The organism is Sphingobacterium sp. BIGb0165, assembly GCF_024810095.1.
Lineage (GTDB): Bacteria > Bacteroidota > Bacteroidia > Sphingobacteriales > Sphingobacteriaceae > Sphingobacterium > Sphingobacterium detergens.
Genome location: NZ_JANUEB010000006.1, coordinates 335,335 through 352,677 on the forward strand (window position 1 = coordinate 335,335; position 17,343 = coordinate 352,677).

General features: G+C 43.5%; 13 protein-coding genes. 7 read left to right on the top strand and 6 right to left on the bottom strand.

The annotated features are described in order from the left end of the window. Positions 1-10: 10 nt before the first annotated feature. Both M2408_RS15865 and M2408_RS15870 read right to left on the bottom strand, forming a co-directional pair. Complete coding sequence (locus M2408_RS15865) at positions 11-1,519, bottom strand: sensor histidine kinase (RefSeq protein WP_259183290.1); 1,509 nt, start codon at positions 1,517-1,519, stop codon at positions 11-13. 90 nt (positions 1,520-1,609) lie between these two features. Then, on the bottom strand, positions 1,610-2,176 hold the full coding sequence (locus M2408_RS15870) for a Crp/Fnr family transcriptional regulator (protein ID WP_120259020.1): 567 nt from the start codon (positions 2,174-2,176) through the stop codon (positions 1,610-1,612). A gap of 201 nt (positions 2,177-2,377) precedes the next feature. Between M2408_RS15870 and M2408_RS15875 the strand changes: the two genes are divergently transcribed. Beyond that, on the top strand, positions 2,378-3,070 hold the full coding sequence (locus tag M2408_RS15875; protein ID WP_259183291.1) for an HAD family hydrolase: 693 nt from the start codon (positions 2,378-2,380) through the stop codon (positions 3,068-3,070). Positions 3,071-3,133: 63 nt separating this feature from the next. Here M2408_RS15875 and M2408_RS15880 read toward each other — a convergent pair whose 3' ends face one another. Beyond that, positions 3,134-3,658 (bottom strand): DinB family protein, encoded by a 525-nt coding sequence (locus M2408_RS15880; protein WP_259183292.1) that lies wholly within the window; start codon positions 3,656-3,658, stop codon positions 3,134-3,136. 224 nt (positions 3,659-3,882) lie between these two features. Here M2408_RS15880 and M2408_RS15885 point away from each other — a divergent pair, with 224 nt between their 5' ends. From M2408_RS15885 to M2408_RS15905, 5 genes are all read left to right on the top strand, one after another. Continuing rightward, entirely contained in the window at positions 3,883-4,563 is a 681-nt protein-coding gene (locus M2408_RS15885; RefSeq protein ID WP_121125026.1) for a response regulator transcription factor, read from the top strand. Continuing rightward, positions 4,563-5,939 (top strand): HAMP domain-containing sensor histidine kinase, encoded by a 1,377-nt coding sequence (locus M2408_RS15890; RefSeq protein ID WP_259183293.1) that lies wholly within the window; start codon positions 4,563-4,565, stop codon positions 5,937-5,939. Before M2408_RS15885 ends, M2408_RS15890 begins: the two co-directional genes overlap by 1 nt. Before the next feature lie 162 nt (positions 5,940-6,101). After that, a complete protein-coding gene (locus M2408_RS15895) occupies positions 6,102-7,247 on the top strand; it encodes an efflux RND transporter periplasmic adaptor subunit (RefSeq protein ID WP_259183294.1) in 1,146 nt (381 codons plus the stop codon). A gap of 25 nt (positions 7,248-7,272) precedes the next feature. Beyond that, positions 7,273-10,398, top strand: a complete 3,126-nt coding sequence (locus tag M2408_RS15900; protein ID WP_259183295.1) for an efflux RND transporter permease subunit — start codon at positions 7,273-7,275, stop codon at positions 10,396-10,398. 67 nt (positions 10,399-10,465) lie between these two features. Next, positions 10,466-11,749, top strand: a complete 1,284-nt coding sequence (locus M2408_RS15905) for a TolC family protein (protein ID WP_259183296.1) — start codon at positions 10,466-10,468, stop codon at positions 11,747-11,749. Positions 11,750-11,754: 5 nt separating this feature from the next. Here the strand turns inward: M2408_RS15905 and M2408_RS15910 are convergent, their stop codons facing one another. Genes M2408_RS15910 through M2408_RS15920 form a run of 3 tightly spaced genes read right to left on the bottom strand, consistent with a single transcriptional unit; the run spans position 11,755 to position 15,775 of the window. Further along, a complete protein-coding gene (locus tag M2408_RS15910; RefSeq protein ID WP_259183297.1) occupies positions 11,755-13,332 on the bottom strand; it encodes a hypothetical protein in 1,578 nt (525 codons plus the stop codon). Positions 13,333-13,334: 2 nt separating this feature from the next. Beyond that, complete coding sequence (locus M2408_RS15915; protein WP_120259029.1) at positions 13,335-14,393, bottom strand: HlyD family secretion protein; 1,059 nt, start codon at positions 14,391-14,393, stop codon at positions 13,335-13,337. Beyond that, positions 14,393-15,775 (bottom strand): TolC family protein, encoded by a 1,383-nt coding sequence (locus M2408_RS15920; RefSeq protein ID WP_259183298.1) that lies wholly within the window; start codon positions 15,773-15,775, stop codon positions 14,393-14,395. The genes M2408_RS15915 and M2408_RS15920 overlap by 1 nt, the downstream gene beginning before the upstream one ends. Positions 15,776-15,957: 182 nt before the next feature. Between M2408_RS15920 and M2408_RS15925 the strand changes: the two genes are divergently transcribed. Continuing rightward, a complete protein-coding gene (locus M2408_RS15925; protein ID WP_259183299.1) occupies positions 15,958-17,250 on the top strand; it encodes a serine hydrolase in 1,293 nt (430 codons plus the stop codon). The last annotated feature ends 93 nt before the right edge of the window (positions 17,251-17,343 follow it).

Here is a 17,343-nt window from a genome sequence, read left to right on the forward strand (position 1 = left end):
GACAATTTACCTAGTCAATATGTAAGGTCAAATGGACAAAAAATTCCTGTGCATTTTCACGAATGATCAGCTCATGTCTGTCTTTATACAACAGCAATAGGCGTTTCCGTACATTGTCAAGCCCCACACCACTTTTTAACTTTTCAGGATCATTGTCATTTTTGAGATTGATACTGTTACTGACATCAAAGAATAGCACATTGCCCCTGACCTGTAAAGAAATTTTGATATACGAGGGCTTCTGTAAACTAATACCATGTTTGAACGCATTCTCAACAAAAGGAATAAGCAACATCGGGGTAATTTGGTAATTTTCAAACTGCTCTTCAATCAACGTTTCGATCTTAATATCGGCAGACTGTGAAGTTCGAAGAGTTTGCAAGGCGATATAATTATTCAGGTATTCGACCTCTCGGATCAGCGAAATCTTATCCTGCGTGTTCTCATGAAGCATAAACCGCATCATGTCCCCCAACCGCTGGATGCCCTCCCCTGTTCTTTCGGCTTTTTCCTGCAAAGCGGTACCATACAATGTATTTAATGCGTTAAACAGGAAATGTGGATTGATCTGTGACTTTAAGAAGTTGAGATTAGCATCCGATTTACCCAGTTCGGTACGTAGTGAGGTCAACTCAGAATTTTGTAAAACACGTTTTCTATACAAAAACCATGAAAGTGGAATACTGACCAATAACTGTGTAGGTAGATGAAACAATGCTACAATAAAAATTACTTCGGATGTCCGATTAAAGAAGAACAGTGCCAAAATACTTAAGGGTAACGTCAGTATCAAACTAATAACAAAGATGTTCCAAAAATAGCTGCTAAATTTCTTTTGCTGCCTATACAGTTCAGGCAATAGGTAGTAAAGCGAATAAATCACAATACCAACCGCAGAGAGCACCACCATGGTCCAGAGAATCGTAAGCTGAAAATTTGATCTGGATATAATCCATAAAAATAATCCTACAAACCAAAATCCTATTCCGAAAGCCAGATCCATTTTCATTTGTCTTTGCACAGCGGTATTTCCGTCCAATTTTTTGAGCAGATAGGCAATAAAATACTTCACGCAGGTATAGACCGAAATAAGAATGACCAATAATGTGGTCTTACTAAAAGTATCAAAAAACAGGCTATTATATCCCTGTTGAATTGTCTTATATGCCAACAACTCATAGGTATGACTGTATGTTTTACAGATACCAAGAACTAGACTAACAATAACTGCCAGTGAGATGATCAGGGAATAATTCAATGCTTCTCTTTTCTTTTCGATAATTGCGGGGATCAGTATAAAATTCAGCGCCAAGAAACTTAGATAGACGACCAAAATATAAAGGAACTTGGGCACAAAAAAATTAAAGAAATACGAGTAGTTTATTTTTGCGGCAATGAATTGTTCATGGATACCACCATCATTCCTTTGATTGGTATCCGATACAAGGTTATAGCTGAATATAATAAAAAGCAGCGTTGCTAACCAGAATTCTACTTTTCGAAAATCTTTTAGTTTCATCTAAAATTGGTTTTGATGATACAATGCTAACAGAAATGAAAAGATAAATAGAAAAAATGTGACGAATGCCCTAAAAAATGGGATGGGTAATTATTCCAGGAATTTCTTAAGCTCCCGATTGAGGCTTCTGACCGAAATACCCAGGTAAGCAGCCATATCCTCTTTCTTGATCGCAATATCCTGCTGGGATTGGATTTCCAATAAACGATGTAAACTATGTTCCAGACTGTATAACTGCTGGTAAGATGCCCGGCTAGAGGTATGTACAATACGTTGTGCCATCACATCCAGCAACATATTGCTCCATGTGATATCTCTTTCCAATAGCTCCCTAAAATACGTTTTGGAAAATGCATAGACCGTCACATCGGTCATGGCCTGTATACTACACAGACTGGGAATATGACGAATGCTTTCGATCTCCCCAACGATTTCCCCGACCGAAAGAAATTCAACGATATACTCCTTGTCATTGGCCTCGGTAAAATAACACTTGGCTATCCCTTCACTGATAACCATAACCTTGGTGGATGCCGTTCCCTGATCATATAAGTTTTGCCCCTTGGTATACTTTCTGACTACGATATCCTCCTGACGCTGCTGCTGAGCGTAAAGTGTTATCGTACGATCCAAAAATGATTGATTTGTTCTTAACATAATGATCCGGGACAAATGTCCTTTTAATAATGATTTCCTTTTGAGAAATTAGCTTCATAAAATTACAAAAGTAGATTTAAAAACAGCATGATTTATTCAAGACGACTCTTCGATGTGAGTGGGTTTGTTAAATATGACGAACCGAGCGCAGTGAGCTTATGAAGACCATTGAAAATAATTCATAAACAACTAATGATACAAATGAAAAATAAGATAACAACCATCGCTTTTGATGCCGACGATACCCTTTGGGCCAATGAATCCTATTTTCAGGAAGCAGAAAAACAATTTTGCCTGCTTTTAGAAAACTACCTTCCACAACATACCGTCTCGCAGGAGCTCTTCGCTACCGAGATGAAGAATCTGCACCTATACGGTTATGGGATTAAAGGCTTTATGTTGTGTATGATTGAGACCGCCAATCGAATCTCGGAAAACAAGCTGCCCGTTGAGATCATTAATCAAATTATAGCGATCGGACATGAACTCCTGCAGAAGCCCATTGAATTGCTTCCCGGTGTGACCGAAACACTGACCCAGCTAAAGGGCAATTACAGACTGGTCGTTGCAACCAAGGGTGATCTGTTGGATCAGGAACGGAAATTAAAAAATTCGGGACTGGAAGACTATTTTCACCACATCGAAATCATGAGCGACAAAAAAGAAAAAGACTATCGTAAGTTACTCAAGCATCTGGATTGCGCACCTGATCGCTTTATGATGTTGGGCAATTCCCTCAAATCCGATATCCTTCCGGTACTTGAGCTCGGTGGGTTTGGTGTTCACATTCCCTATCACGTGACCTGGACACATGAACAGCATGAGGTTAATTTAGAACACGAACGCTTTATTGCCCTTCAACGAGTCGATGAGATCCTGACACATCTGGGCTAAAGGCATTTGAACAGCGTAAGCTAGCACATTGTCTACAAAACACTAGCTTATGCTGTTTGACCCTTAATAGGTCATCTGCTCGTCCATTTCATATTTCATACCCGGATAACCGAGTATACGCCGCATCAATGCCATCTGACCGCAGAGATAATCCTGCCGTCCAATGCACATACCTATAAAGTTAAGTTTGTTCTCCTCGACAAAAGGAACGTTCATATCAATTTTGAAAATCTCCGCCAATTGCGCATCGTCTACTTCCAGCAGACGCTGATAGACTTTGGGGGAAATGGCATAGAAACTATCTTTCAATTCTTTTAAACTTGGGTAGTTAAATTGTTCATCCAATGTTTTACCCATAAAAAATAAGTCATGATAGGGATCTTCCTCCTGAAGGCCCAAAATGTATGCGATTCCATAACGTACATTGACAAAGTTACCGGCCATCCAGACAATGTGGTTGGTCTGCCCGTTGATACGTTGACGTGCATGTTCCTCGGAAATACCGTCCAATACATTGATAAAACTTTGACTGTGCATCCGATACGCAGGAATAATGACTTCTAATTTTGCTGAATTTGGTTTATCCATTGCTCATTGATCTATAGGTGCCAGGCACCTGGTTATTCATCAAAGTTAACTGATTTAGAGCACGATACTCTTGTCGTATGGCAAGAATATGAACTTATCGAAAAGAGCAGCCGTTAAATAGCGAAACCAAGGTAAATTTGATAACTTTGTCCTGTACCGTCCATACGCTTTGGTCGAAGTCAATATTGAGGATGAAGTATTAACGAATAATCTTTCGCTGTTGTATGAAGATTCTTTTAGTCGAAGATGATGTCCGTGTCGCGGGACTAATAAAACGCGGACTGGATGAAAACGAATTTCAGACCGACATTGCCTATGATGGTATTTCAGGAAAGAAAATGGCCCTGCAGCACGATTTCGACCTGATCATTACCGATATTGTATTACCTAAGATGGACGGGCTTGATCTCTGTAAGGAAATCCGCCATATCAAACCCGACCTGCCCATCATCATGCTTACCGCGCTCGGTACCACAGATGACAAAATCGAAGGTTTTGATGCTGGGGCGGACGATTATCTAGTCAAACCTTTCGAAATGCGGGAGCTATTGGCGCGGATACGGGTGTTGCTCAAACGCTATCAGAAACAGGACAGCACTACAGGAACCATCCTGCGCTACGCAGATCTGGAAATGAATCTGCATACCAAAAATGTCAGACGCAACAATATCGATATCAGTCTGACACCCAAAGAATTCAAACTACTCCACTACCTGCTGCTGCACCCGGAACGTGTATTGTCAAGAATGGAGATTGCCGAAAAAGTCTGGGAAACCCATTTCGATACCGGTACGAATTTTATTGATGTCTATATCAATTACCTCCGAAAAAAAGTAGACAAGGATTTTGATAAAAAATATATCCACACCAAATCTGGGATGGGCTTTATTTTAAAACAGGACTAATGCAGATCAGAACGCGAATCACCATACTTTTTACAGTCGTCACAGCGACCATCCTGATGGTATTTGCCTGCACGGTTTATTATTCGGCCGTAGAGAATCGGGAGAATGAATTTTATGCCCTCCTCAAAAAAGAAGCCTACACCAAAGCAAATCTGTTTTTAAATGCACAGGTAGACAGAAAAACACTGCAAGATATCTACCACAACAACCGAAAAATTCTCAACGAGGTTGAAGTAGCCATCTATGACACCCGTTTTAAGTTATTATACCATGATGCTGTAGACATTGATTTTGTCAAGGAGACACCAGCTATGTTGCGGGATGTTGTCAAAAAAAAGGAAATTGGCTTTTATCAGGACAAATGGCAGGTGATCGGCATTACCTATGCGTACAACAACGCGAATTTCATCATCACCGCTGCCGCTTATGATCAGTATGGTTACAATAAACTTCAAAATCTGTTATCGACCATCATTATTGTTTTTATTTTTGCGGTCTTTTTAAGCTATGCCGCCGGAATATTTTTCTCAAAAAAAGTATTCCGTCCGATTCAGGCCATGACACAAAAAGTCAAAAACATATCGGCCAATAGCTTGGATGCAAGACTTCAGAGCACAGGTAATAAAGATGAGCTATCCGAACTGGCAAACACCTTTAACGATATGCTGAACCGTCTTGAAAACTCCTTTGATGGCCAAAAGCACTTTGTCTCCAATATTTCCCACGAACTGCGTACGCCTTTGGCAGCTATGATTACCGAACTCGAAATTTCCACGAATAAAGACCGAAGCACCGCTGAATACAAGGTTATCATTGACAACACGCTAAACGACGCCCAGAAACTTAAAAAACTGTTTAATAGTCTACTGGATTTTGCCAAGGCGAGTTACGATAGTTCAGAGATTTCCTTCAAAGCACTACGTGTCGATGAAATCCTGCTTGACGCCTGCCAGCAGGTTTTGCAGGCCAATCCCGATTATAAACTCGACATTTTCATTGATCCCGCTCTGGAAGACGAGCAGATGATTTCGATTGTCGGCAATGAATACCTGCTCCAGGTCGCTTTTGTAAATTTAATTGAAAACGCCTGTAAGTTTTCCGATAACCAAAAATGTTCCATAGCGATTAAATCCAGTGGAACGTCTATACAACTAGAATTTAAAGATGACGGCATAGGCATCGATCCTCAGGATCTTGAACGCATATTCACCCCTTTCTATCGCGGCAACAACAAAGCGTACAGTGAAGGGAATGGCATCGGTCTCTCACTGACCAAAAAGATTATTCTACTGCATCAAGGCGTAATTCTTGTCCGCTCAACGAAAGGCATCGGTAGTGTATTCCAGATCAATCTACCCCATCCATCAGCACTCTAATAAAATTCTAATATTTTTCTAAAGCCTCTCTAACTACCTTCCATCAGAGGCATGGATAGCTTTGCACCATAATTTTTTAGAAACAGAAACGCCGGTCATCAACCGCCCATTCGTTGAACAATTCTTGAATGAGTAGAAGATGGCCTTTAGAAACTAAAAACAATGGTTAACCGCGCTATCAAAATTCCTATCCATCCCCTTAGATTCATGGGCTGGATCGCTGCCCTCACGATCATGCAAGCATGCACTCAACGCTCCGCTGTATCTTCGGACGAATCCTCGGCCCTGCATTTCGCAGGTGACACCCTGACGATCAACGCACATGCGCCACTGCTGTCCAAGATCAAGTGTACCGCCGTCGTCCAGCAACCGCATCAGTTGACATTCAGCACCGCCGCTATGGTCAAAATCATCCCCAATAGTTATGTTGAAATCCCCATGCCCTTTGCGGGGCGGGTTGTCAGATCCTACGTGAGCCTGGGGCAGAAAGTAGCGGTCAATACAGCCTTATTTTCAATCAGTTCTTCGGATTATTTCGATGCACAACGAACATACCTTGAGGCCAAACAAACCTATGCCCTGGCAGCAAATGTTTTAAAACGTCAAAAAGATCTGCTTAGCCACGGTGTCGGTACACAAAAGGAACTTGAAGAAGCGGAAACCAATTTTGCCATTAGCAAGACGACGCTCAATAATGCGACAGCATCTTTAAAAATATATGACAACAACCCGGCGCAGGTCGTGCTAGGTCAGCCCCTGCTCGTCCGTTCACCCATCCATGGCGAAATCCTCAGCAATACCATTGTCCTTGGCCAATACAATAAAGAAGACGCTCCAGCTTTACTCCGGATTGCTGAACTGTCGAAAGTATGGGTTTCGGCCTATATCAAGGAAAAAGACCTCGGTGCCATAGATCAGATCCGCAGTGTCGAAGTGCGCATTGACAACCAGCCTTCAAAAAGACTGCAAGGAAAGATTGTCCATATCAATCAGTTTGTCGACGAAGCAAATCGCAATATCGAAGTGTTAGTTGAATGCGACAATAAAGATCGGCTGCTCAAACCGGGTATGTATGTCAATACGCAATTTGAACAGGGAGCTGCTGCCAGTATATTTATTCCTGCGAAAGCTGTACTCCAATTTAATGATAAAAGCTTTGTCTGGGTACAGCTAGCACCGCACACATTTATGAGGCGATATGTACAGACCGGTGTCACCGAAAATGAGCAGATTCAGATTATACAGGGTCTGTCCAACGGTGAACAGATCATCGGTGAGGGCGCATTTTATCTACTAGCAAGCAACTAAATCTTTATCCAAAAATCGTATTACAATGAAACAACTTATTAGCCAGATCATCGCCAAGAGATGGGTTATTGCAGCTGCTTTTCTCCTTATTGCATTTTTCGGTTATTACGCTTGGAAACAGCTTTCAGTTGAGGCCTATCCCGATATCGCAGACGTGTCCTCACAAATCGTCACTCAGGTGCCGGGCCTGGCCGCCGAAGAAATGGAGCAACAGATAACAATTCCCATTGAACAGACCATCAACGGATTACCCGGAATGGAAGTCATGCGTAGCAAAACCACCTTTGGACTATCCATGGTCACCATCGTGTTTAAAGATGGTGTTGACGACTACTGGGCCAGGGCCCGTATACAGGAACGCCTGGCAGATCTCAGTCTCCCCTACGGTGCAGTACCCGGATTAGATCCACTTACCTCGCCGACAGGAGAAATCTTTCGTTATATTCTCGAAAGCAATACCCAGGATCTACGGAAATTGACCGAACTCCAAAACTTTGTCATTATCCCTAAAATCAAACAGGTGGCGGGAGTAGCCGATGTAACCAATTTCGGGGGCATCACGACGCAGTTTCAGGTCGAGCTGGATCCTAAAAAACTTGATCAATATGAAGTTTCTCTAGGCGAAGTAACCGCAAAGATCGAAGCCAACAATGCCAATGCCGGTGGAAGCATGATGAACCGTGGCGACCAATCTTATATGATCCGAGGTATCGGCCTTGTCAAATCGCTGGACGACCTCGGCAATATCGTTGTCAAATCGGTCAATGGAAACCGTATCTACATGCGGGATCTTGGACAGGTAAAGCTTGGCAACCTCGCCCGTAAAGGCGCCTTGGGCTACAGTGACAAACGTGGAGTAGACTATTCAGATAATATTGAAGGCATCGTATTGCTATTAAAGCATGAGAATCCCTCCAAGGTATTGGCCGGTGTAAATGCGGCGGTCGAGGAACTTAACAGTAAAATCCTTCCGAAAGATGTCAAAATACACGTGGTCCTGGATCGCACGAGCCTGGTCGACAACACCCTGCATACCGTATCCAAAACACTGCTCGAAGGTATGGCACTCGTCATTCTTGTACTGATCCTTTTTCTGGGGAGCTGGCGTGGTGCTCTATTGGTTGCCATCACCATTCCACTCTCGTTGTTGATCGCCTTTATATTGATGCATTTTACAGATATACCTGCCAATCTATTATCTCTGGGGGCGATAGATTTCGGAATTATCGTGGATGGTGCCATTGTTATGCTCGAAACCATTCTGAAAAAAAGGGAAGAAAAACCCGACGCTCCATTGGTCGAGCAGACCTTAACAACGAAAATTGCTGAAGTGGCCAAACCAATTTTCTTTGCCACCATCATTATTATCACAGCCTATCTTCCTCTTTTCGCTTTCGAACGGGTAGAAAAGAAACTGTTTACACCAATGGCCTATACCGTTGGTTATGCGCTATTGGGGGCTCTAGCAGTATCCTTGCTACTGATTCCCGGACTGGCTTACCTCATCTACCGCAAACCACAAAAGGTTTATCACAATCGATGGCTGGAAAAATTAACGGCACTTTACCATCAGCGGATCAAAAAAATAATGCTGCGTCCAAGACGAGTGTTTGTTCCCCTCGGCCTTGTTCTTTTAGCAACAGGACTGCTGACAGCATCCGTGGGTAAAGATTTTTTGCCTATACTTGACGAAGGTTCGATCTGGTTACAGGTCTCCCTCCCTCCGGGCATCACGGTAGAGAAATCCAAGGAAATGAGCGACAGCCTACGTGCGCGTACCTTGAAGTACGAAGAGATCTCCTATGTCATGGTACAGGCCGGACGCAATGATGATGGTACCGACGCCTGGACCCCTTCACACTTCGAAGTCAGTGTGGGTTTGAAGCCATACAAAACATGGAAATGGGGAAAAACCAAAGCAGATCTTATCAATGAACTGGCCGCAGAATATGCCCAAATGCCGGGCTATAATGTAGCTTTCTCACAACCGATGATCGATGGTGTCATGGACAAAATCGCGGGAGCACATAGCGAACTCGTGGTCAAACTTTTTGGGGATGATCTGAAAGAAACCCGGCGTGTTGCCGAAGACCTCATGACCACACTTAAAGGAGTGGAAGGCGCTGTTGACCTGGCTATTGACCAGGAGCCGCCACTCCCACAGTTGCAGATCATCGTTGACCGGGACAAAATTGCACAATATGGATTGAATATTTCGGATGTCACCGACCTGATTCAAATTGCAGTTGGTGGCAAAGCTGTATCTCAGGTCTATCAGGGGATTAAAGTATACGATATCACCTGTCAGTATGCTGAGAACGAGCGAAACTCGCCGGAAAAGATCGGCAATCTGATGTTGTATCCCGATAATGGCACACGCATCCCCTTGTCGCAAGTCGCCACGGTCAAACTCAATACCGGAGAAAGTACCATTTCACGCGAACGCAATAGCCGTCAGCTGACCGTCAGATTGAATGTACGGGGGCAAGATTTAGGTACTTTCCTGACCAAAGCCCAGCAGTCAATCGACCAGAAGCTGAAATACGATCCACAGAAAATCAGACTGCAATGGGGTGGTCAATTTGAAAATCAGCATCGCGCCTACAGCCGACTGGCAGTCATCGTCCCCCTGACACTGGCGATTATATTTATCCTGCTGTATAGCACCTTCGGTTCTTTTGGACAGGCCGGCTTACTTATCGGTATTGTACCGCTGGCACTCTTTGGTGGAATGCTTGCGCTCAATATACGGGGTATGACCCTAAATGTATCTTCGGCAGTGGGTTTTATCGCCCTTTTTGGTGTTGCCATACAAAACGGTGTATTGATGCTTTCCCAGTTCAATGTGCTACGAAAAAATGGAATGGCCTTAGAAAAAGCTGTCATTGAAGGCGCTTTCAGTCGATTCCGCCCTGTACTGATGACCGCGACGGTGGCTATACTTGGCCTACTTCCAGCATCATTGGCGACAGGTATCGGATCAGATGTTCAACGGCCTCTGGCCACCGTGATCGTCTATGGTTTACTCTTTTCTACCCTGCTGACACTGTTTATGCTTCCACCCTTGTATTATCTGATGGAGCGAGGACGGCAATACAGCAGTGGGCCAAAACCATCAACCGATCACATACAAGCGGAGACAAATTCCTAAAATCAAAACCACATTCTGTTTAAAGCAATACAGCTGCTTTAAACAGAATGATCAAGATAAAATTTCGATGAAAACACAGATCAGACTTCTTCTTTCCTTTATGCTGCTCATTGGAAATGCTGCTGCACAAACAATAGACTCAACTTTTACTCATAAAAATCTGGACTACAGCAGCTTTATTGCCCAGGTTGGAAAGAACAACCTCGGTTACGCCGCTGAAAAGTTCAACCTTTCAATCGCCGAGGCGAATATCATCAGTGCCGGTATCTTCCCGGATCCCGAATTCACCGTAGGGCTCTTTGACAATAGCGAAAGAAGCAAACAACTCGGCCGGGGTTATACCGCCGGATTGAGCTGGACGGTAGAATTGGGGGCAAAACGGCAGGCACGTCGCCAGGTTGCAAAGGATGAGGCCGAAACCACCCGTCTCCTATTCGGAGACTATTTCCGAAATCTACGTGCCGATGCCACCCTTGCTTTTTTATCAGCAAGGTACAACCAGCAATTGGCAGCAACCTATCGCAGTTCCTATCAACAACTCGCTCAGCTCGCCAGCTCAGACAGTATACGTTATCAACTAGGCGCTATTCCACAAATTGACTACCGCCAGTCAAAATTGGAAGCCGCCCATATGCGCAATACGCTTTCGGCAGCCGAAGCGACAGCCAATTCCTCCCTAGCGGGGTTATCACTGCTTATGGGGGATAAGAGCCCCATTCTTTGGCTACCACAAGGATCTGATGTTTCTTTTGATCGCAACTTTTCATTAAGTACATTGCTATCAACCGCAGTACGAGAGCGTGCTGATCTTAAGGCTGCGCTACAAAACAAACAGCTCTCCCATAGTCTGCTCCAGCTGGCAAAGGCAAACCGTGTGTTAGATCTCGGTATTTCCATCGGCTTTACCTACAATGGTGAGGCCAGAAATGAAACCGCACCGACACCACAGTTTAATGCCATCAATGCCGGCCTAGCCATACCACTAAAATTTTCCAATTTTAATAAAGGCGAGCTGAAATCTGCTCAGTTCAAAATTGAGCAAGACGAATTGATCTATCAAGATGCAGCATTACGCATCCAGACTGAGGTGAATCAAGCTTATATGCAATATAAAGCTACTCAAAAACAGGTACTGCAATTTAATAATACAATGTTGCTCGAAGCAAAAGCAATCCTGGAAGGAAAGATCTACAGCTACAATCGGGGCGAAACCGCCCTGCTGGAAGTGATCAACGCACAACGCTCCTACAATGACACCCAACTTGCTTACAATGAAGCGCGCTACAATTATGCGGTCGCATTGGTGGAATTACAACGTGCTGCAGCCACTTGGGATATTGATCAATTGTGACACCGTTATACCGGTGAAATCTGATTCTTTTTAAGCTTCTTATACATGCTTTTCAAGGAAGGGGAAATCAGTATCAGCAGCAAGATGCTGATACTTATTATGGACATCAATTCATAGTAGTCCATGCCATACCGGACGAAAGACTGTATATTAACCCGCTCGCTGATGAGCTTCAATCCCGCGGCATGCTCCTTGTATTGCAATCCATGTTGCAATACCCTGTGAGATTCCCGCTGAATATAGTCTTCAAATATCAGATTGCTTGACTGCAGCTGATCTCGAAAAACCTCCCGGTGCTGGGCATGTTCAAATAATTTAAAGAAATTCTGTAGACCGATACTACTGGTATAGCCCAGGTAACGGACGGCCAAACAAGCTGCCGCCGCTGAAGCTCCCAAATGAGGGCGTACACTGGCAATCACAAATAAGATTGTTGGCACCATGATCAGACCAACACCCAGCCCATGCAATACCAACGGCAACCAGAAGTGATCTTCATTGCCCTCACTTTCAAATGAAAAAAACATATATTGGTGAAAGGCCAGCAGGCAACAGTAGCCAACAATCCAGATCCATTTCACTGTGCGCCGTTTTAATAGCCAGTAGAAGGATAGCATAACACCACATACAATCCCGAGGATATTAAACCATTGAATATAGGACAGGTGAATGGGATCCAGGCGGATGACCTGTAGAAAATACTGATTGGAAATCGCCAGCGAAAACCGTTCGATATACATCATATACAGGACCAAGATTCCGAACAGGAATTTCCGGTTTCCAAAGATGGACAGCTCAATATAAACACGTTTGATTGCTTTCTGCCTCATGATAAACAGACCCAACAATAAAATTCCACCGAGCAATACGATCAGCATAGAACTGTCCGAAAACCAATAAAGTTCCTGCCCATAGACCATCAGATAACCGAAGCTTATCACAGTCAAGCTGTAAAGGACAAAACTGGCCCAGTCCAGGGAAAATAAAGGGTACGGTCGATTATGCCGGATGGGTTTCATTGTGACGATGATCAGTGGTAGCCCCGGTACAAAAGATAAGGCAGCATACAGGTAAAGTTCATCAAAGTTAAATGAATCTATAAATTCCGCTGTCACAAACGTATTGAAAGGTGAACTACAGAGCAGCATACCAAAAAATATGGCATAACTTCCCTCCTTGGCCCTTTCCGTTTTCAGTCGGGAAAATATCATGGATATGGAGAGGTTGACAGCCGATGCGAACAGCATACCCTGAAAAAAGCGTAAGCCATATATCCAACTGATCTCGTTAACGCGATACATCAGGTAACAATTGAGCAGCTGTAAGAGATTGAAAATGATGTAGTACTGTTTGACCGGGAAATACTGAAAAAAGCGACGTTCCAGGACGTAGAATCCGACAAATCCCGCATAGAAAAGAATAATGAGGAATTGAATATCACTGGGCTGTGCACCGTAGAACCCCGCGGTGACATTGACATTGGCACCGGGCAGAAAAAACAAGACCATGCTTGGCATCAATCCGCTGAATAAAATCAACTTAATCAGCCATTCAGGTACCCAGTCTTTGAAGATCCCTTTCACTGTTATTGATTTTTTGAGACCGAAACATTGACATTCATTCCTGAGAGTAATTTTGCAGTTCCCTTATCCCTATCCAGTTCGATACGAACTGGAACCCGCTGTACGATCTTCACAAAATTACCAGTCGCATTGTCCGGTGGAAGCAATGAAAAAGAAGATCCTGTTGCTGGCGAAATAGAAATTATCTTTCCATAGAATGTTTCATCCGGGTAGGCATCCGCAACAACCTCTACACGCCCACCAAGGTTGAGATAACGCAATTGCGTTTCCTTAAAGTTGGCTGTCACCCAAGTTGGTGTCTCTGCATTGACAATAAATCCCAACACCTCGCCCGGATTTACCATCTGTCCTTTTTCAATGCTACGTTTCCCTACCCGACCATCATAGGGAGCCCGGATTACGGTATATCCTACATCAAGATGCTTTCGGTTTGCTGCAGCTGACAACCGTGCTTTCTCCGCATTGATCACCCCCTTTTTTACATCAACATCATTCACCCGATCCCGCGATGCCTCCAACTTATGCTGTAATGCGGCAAGTTCACTTTTGTACACCTCCAGTGTGGCTTTTATATCTTCCAGCTGCTGCGCCGTAGCAGATTTTTCATCAAACAGAAACTTATAGCGATCGTATTCCAGTTGCTGCTTCGTCATCCGCGCTTCGGCAGCAGCAATGGATTTTTCCAACGATTCATGTTCGGCCTGCAATATTTCCTTTTGGCTACCTAACACACTGATTTCCGCATTTTCTTTGTTTATCGAAGCCGAAGCTTGCTCAGCTTCATATTTGTACTCCCGATTGTCGATTAGTAGTAAGGTATCGCCGCGCTTGACCGATTGATGATCTTTAAAGTGAACCGAAACAATGTAACCGCCCACACGGGAAATAATGGGATTAATATACTGGGTCACTTGTGCATCATTGGTATAGGTATACCGGATGCGCAACCAGAGTATCCTTCCACCCCATAATAAAAGTGCCAACAAAGCAATCCCAGCCAACCAATTGGTGATTCTGGTCAATTGTACATCGGTCATTGACCGGCCTGATTTAGGTTTCATTAGATAGTACCCTTCAAAAATTCAATAAAATAATAATGTTTCTGTATCGCGATCCGGGCGGATTCCAGATCAAAGTTTGTCTTGAGGCATTGCATATCTGCATCCAATAGATCCGTAATCAGCGCCGAAGACTTGAAATACCTATTTTTTATAATACGGGCATTTTCTTTGGCCAGCGTTAGATTTTTTTGGCAGACAGCCTGTTGTTCCAGTGCTAGATTATAATCCAGATAAGCCTGCAACAGTTCATTTTCCACCACTTCCTCCTCATGATGGTGTTTGACTTCTTCCCGCTTCAAAGCAACCTGCGCTCCCCGGACAATATTTTTATTGAGGTACAATGCAGATATTGGGATGTTCAATTTAAGCCCTACGATATTTAAGTTGTACCAGCTCGCATTATAGGGATAGAGAAATACCTGTGGATTCGCAAAAGTAAATGTATTGGTCAGGCCTAGTTCGGGCAGGTAGTTTGACTTCGCCTGTTTGATACTCAGTTTTTTTAAAGCAACTTCCTGTTCAGATTTCAGCAGTACAAAAGCCTGCTGTCTCGCAGTGGCCACAAGCTCCGCATAGTTTAACGGATGACTTTCCATCGTAGCACACATCGGGATAATCTCTTGCCCTATACCGGCAATCAGCTGCAATTTTTGGTTAATTGCTCTGATATCATTTGCGATCTGTACCAAAAGCAGTTCGCGCTTGGACAATTCGAGGGAAATACGCAACACGTCACTATGCAGCACAACACCGGCTGTATAACGGTATTCGATCTCTTTCAATTGCGTCCGCTGATCTTTGATATCCTGCTCGATCAGTAATTTGTTGCGATAGGCTAAATCCAGATCCAGAAACAAGTTACAGATCTCCAGCTTAATCTGCGCCGTGGAACTTTTCCAATCAATGTTGGCAAGTTCCATTTCGAGCTTTTTTGATTCGATTTTCATAAGATCCCGATGGCCGTTGTAGAGGTTCAGGTAGAAATCGAGTCCGGTATCATACAGGTAATGGATAACATCATGTTGTGATGGTTTGGCAAATATACCTTGATCGTAGACCGGCATATTGCTCGCATAACTAGCAGAAGCCCTGACACTGATTTTCGGCAGCAATTCCATCCGTTGCTGCCGCAGGGCTATTCCTTTTTCCTGTAATTGCAAATGCGACTGTTCGATATACTTACTGTTTTGCAACGACTTACTGATCAGATCAGCGAGTGAGGTGCGTAGCGAGTCCTGGGCCTGCGTTTCTAAAACCGAGCATACAAGTACCACGATGGTGCCCATTGCTTTTGCCCAATAAGGCGAAAAAAAGTTCAATGTCTTTCTGTTATTTTTTTGCGTTGCAAACTTAGACACTAATTGGAAAATGAATTTCTTCACAAACGCCAATATGTTATGTAAAAAAGACATTTTTTGATCAATTTAAAATAAAAGATCGAAATCTGCCAAAAACAGAGGCAAGAAAGAAAACAATAAGATCGCTTTGCTTATTATACCTATATACTATTCACAGTAGCTATCGAGCTTATATCGTTTACATGCCAAATTGATTATGATTGATTATGAAAAAAGCCATCTTATTACTTCCATTACTTCTGATACAAATGAGCCAGGCACAAGAATTTCCATCCGCAGTGGATTCTGATCCCAGCAAACTGGGATGGATGACGGGATTTCCGCCACCACAGGATCGAATTATTTCAGCATTGGACGGTACATTTTTTAAGTTTCCGGCATTGCGTTACAGTGTTTGCCATATGCGTGAATTCTTTCCGTCGAAAGTCGTCCCTTCCGCCCCCATCAACCGTTATTCTTTTTCCACTGCGGAGGATTCCGCCATTGATGCCTTGAGTTTTCAACCTCTTGGAGATGAAAAGTCTATCAGTTGGGCGGAATCTCTTTTAAAAAATTATACTGATGGTATCCTTATTCTTCATAAAGGGCGTATTATCTACGAAAAATATTTTGGTGCATTGACCCAGAATGGCAGGCATGCTGCTATGTCCGTCAGCAAAACATTAACCGGCACGCTAGCTGCTCAACTGATTACTGAAGGCGTTTTGGATGAAAACAAATACTGCCGGGATTACATTCCCGAACTTGCACATTCCGCCTTTGGCGATGCAACAATACGTCAGGTACTGGATATGACAACAGGCCTGGAGTTCAGTGAGGACTATGCTGACCCCAAAGCAGAAATATGGGCCTTCTCCAAAGCAGGAGATCCCTTCCACTTCCAACGAAGTCCTGATGAACCGGCAAACTACTTTGATTACTTAAAGACGGTTAAGAAAAAAGGTCAACATGGTGACGCATTCGGCTATAAAACAGTCAATACAGACGTTATGGGCTGGATAATTTCTCGGGTATTAAACAAGCCCTTGTCACAAGTCCTTTCCGAAAAAATTTGGCAGCCCTTGGGAACCAATTTTGATGCCTACTATCTGATTGATGGTGCTGGAATATGCTTTGCGGGCGGAGGACTCACGACCAACCTCCGCGACATGGCCATGTTTGGTGAGATGGTGCGCAATAAGGGTTATTTTAACGGAAAACATATCCTCGCGAAGGAAGTAATTGAATCCATCCGCTCTGGCGGAAGCCAGGCTGCTTTCGCAAAAGCCGGTTATACCAATCTAAAGCAGTGGAGTTATAAAAACATGTGGTGGGTAAGCCATAATGCCGATGGAGCCTTCTGTGCACGTGGCGTCCATGGACAGACCGTCTATATCGATCCCAAAGCAGAAATGGTTATCGTCCGATTTGCCTCTCATCCCCTGGCATCTAATTCAGCCAACGATGGATACTCCCTACCCGCTTATCAGGCGGTGGCCGACTACCTACTGAAAAAATAAAACCACTAATAACCAATACATTACAGTTAATCAACTTATTTTTCAGTTTTAAAACTGAAAAATAAGTTGATTAACTATGAAATAAGTTATAGC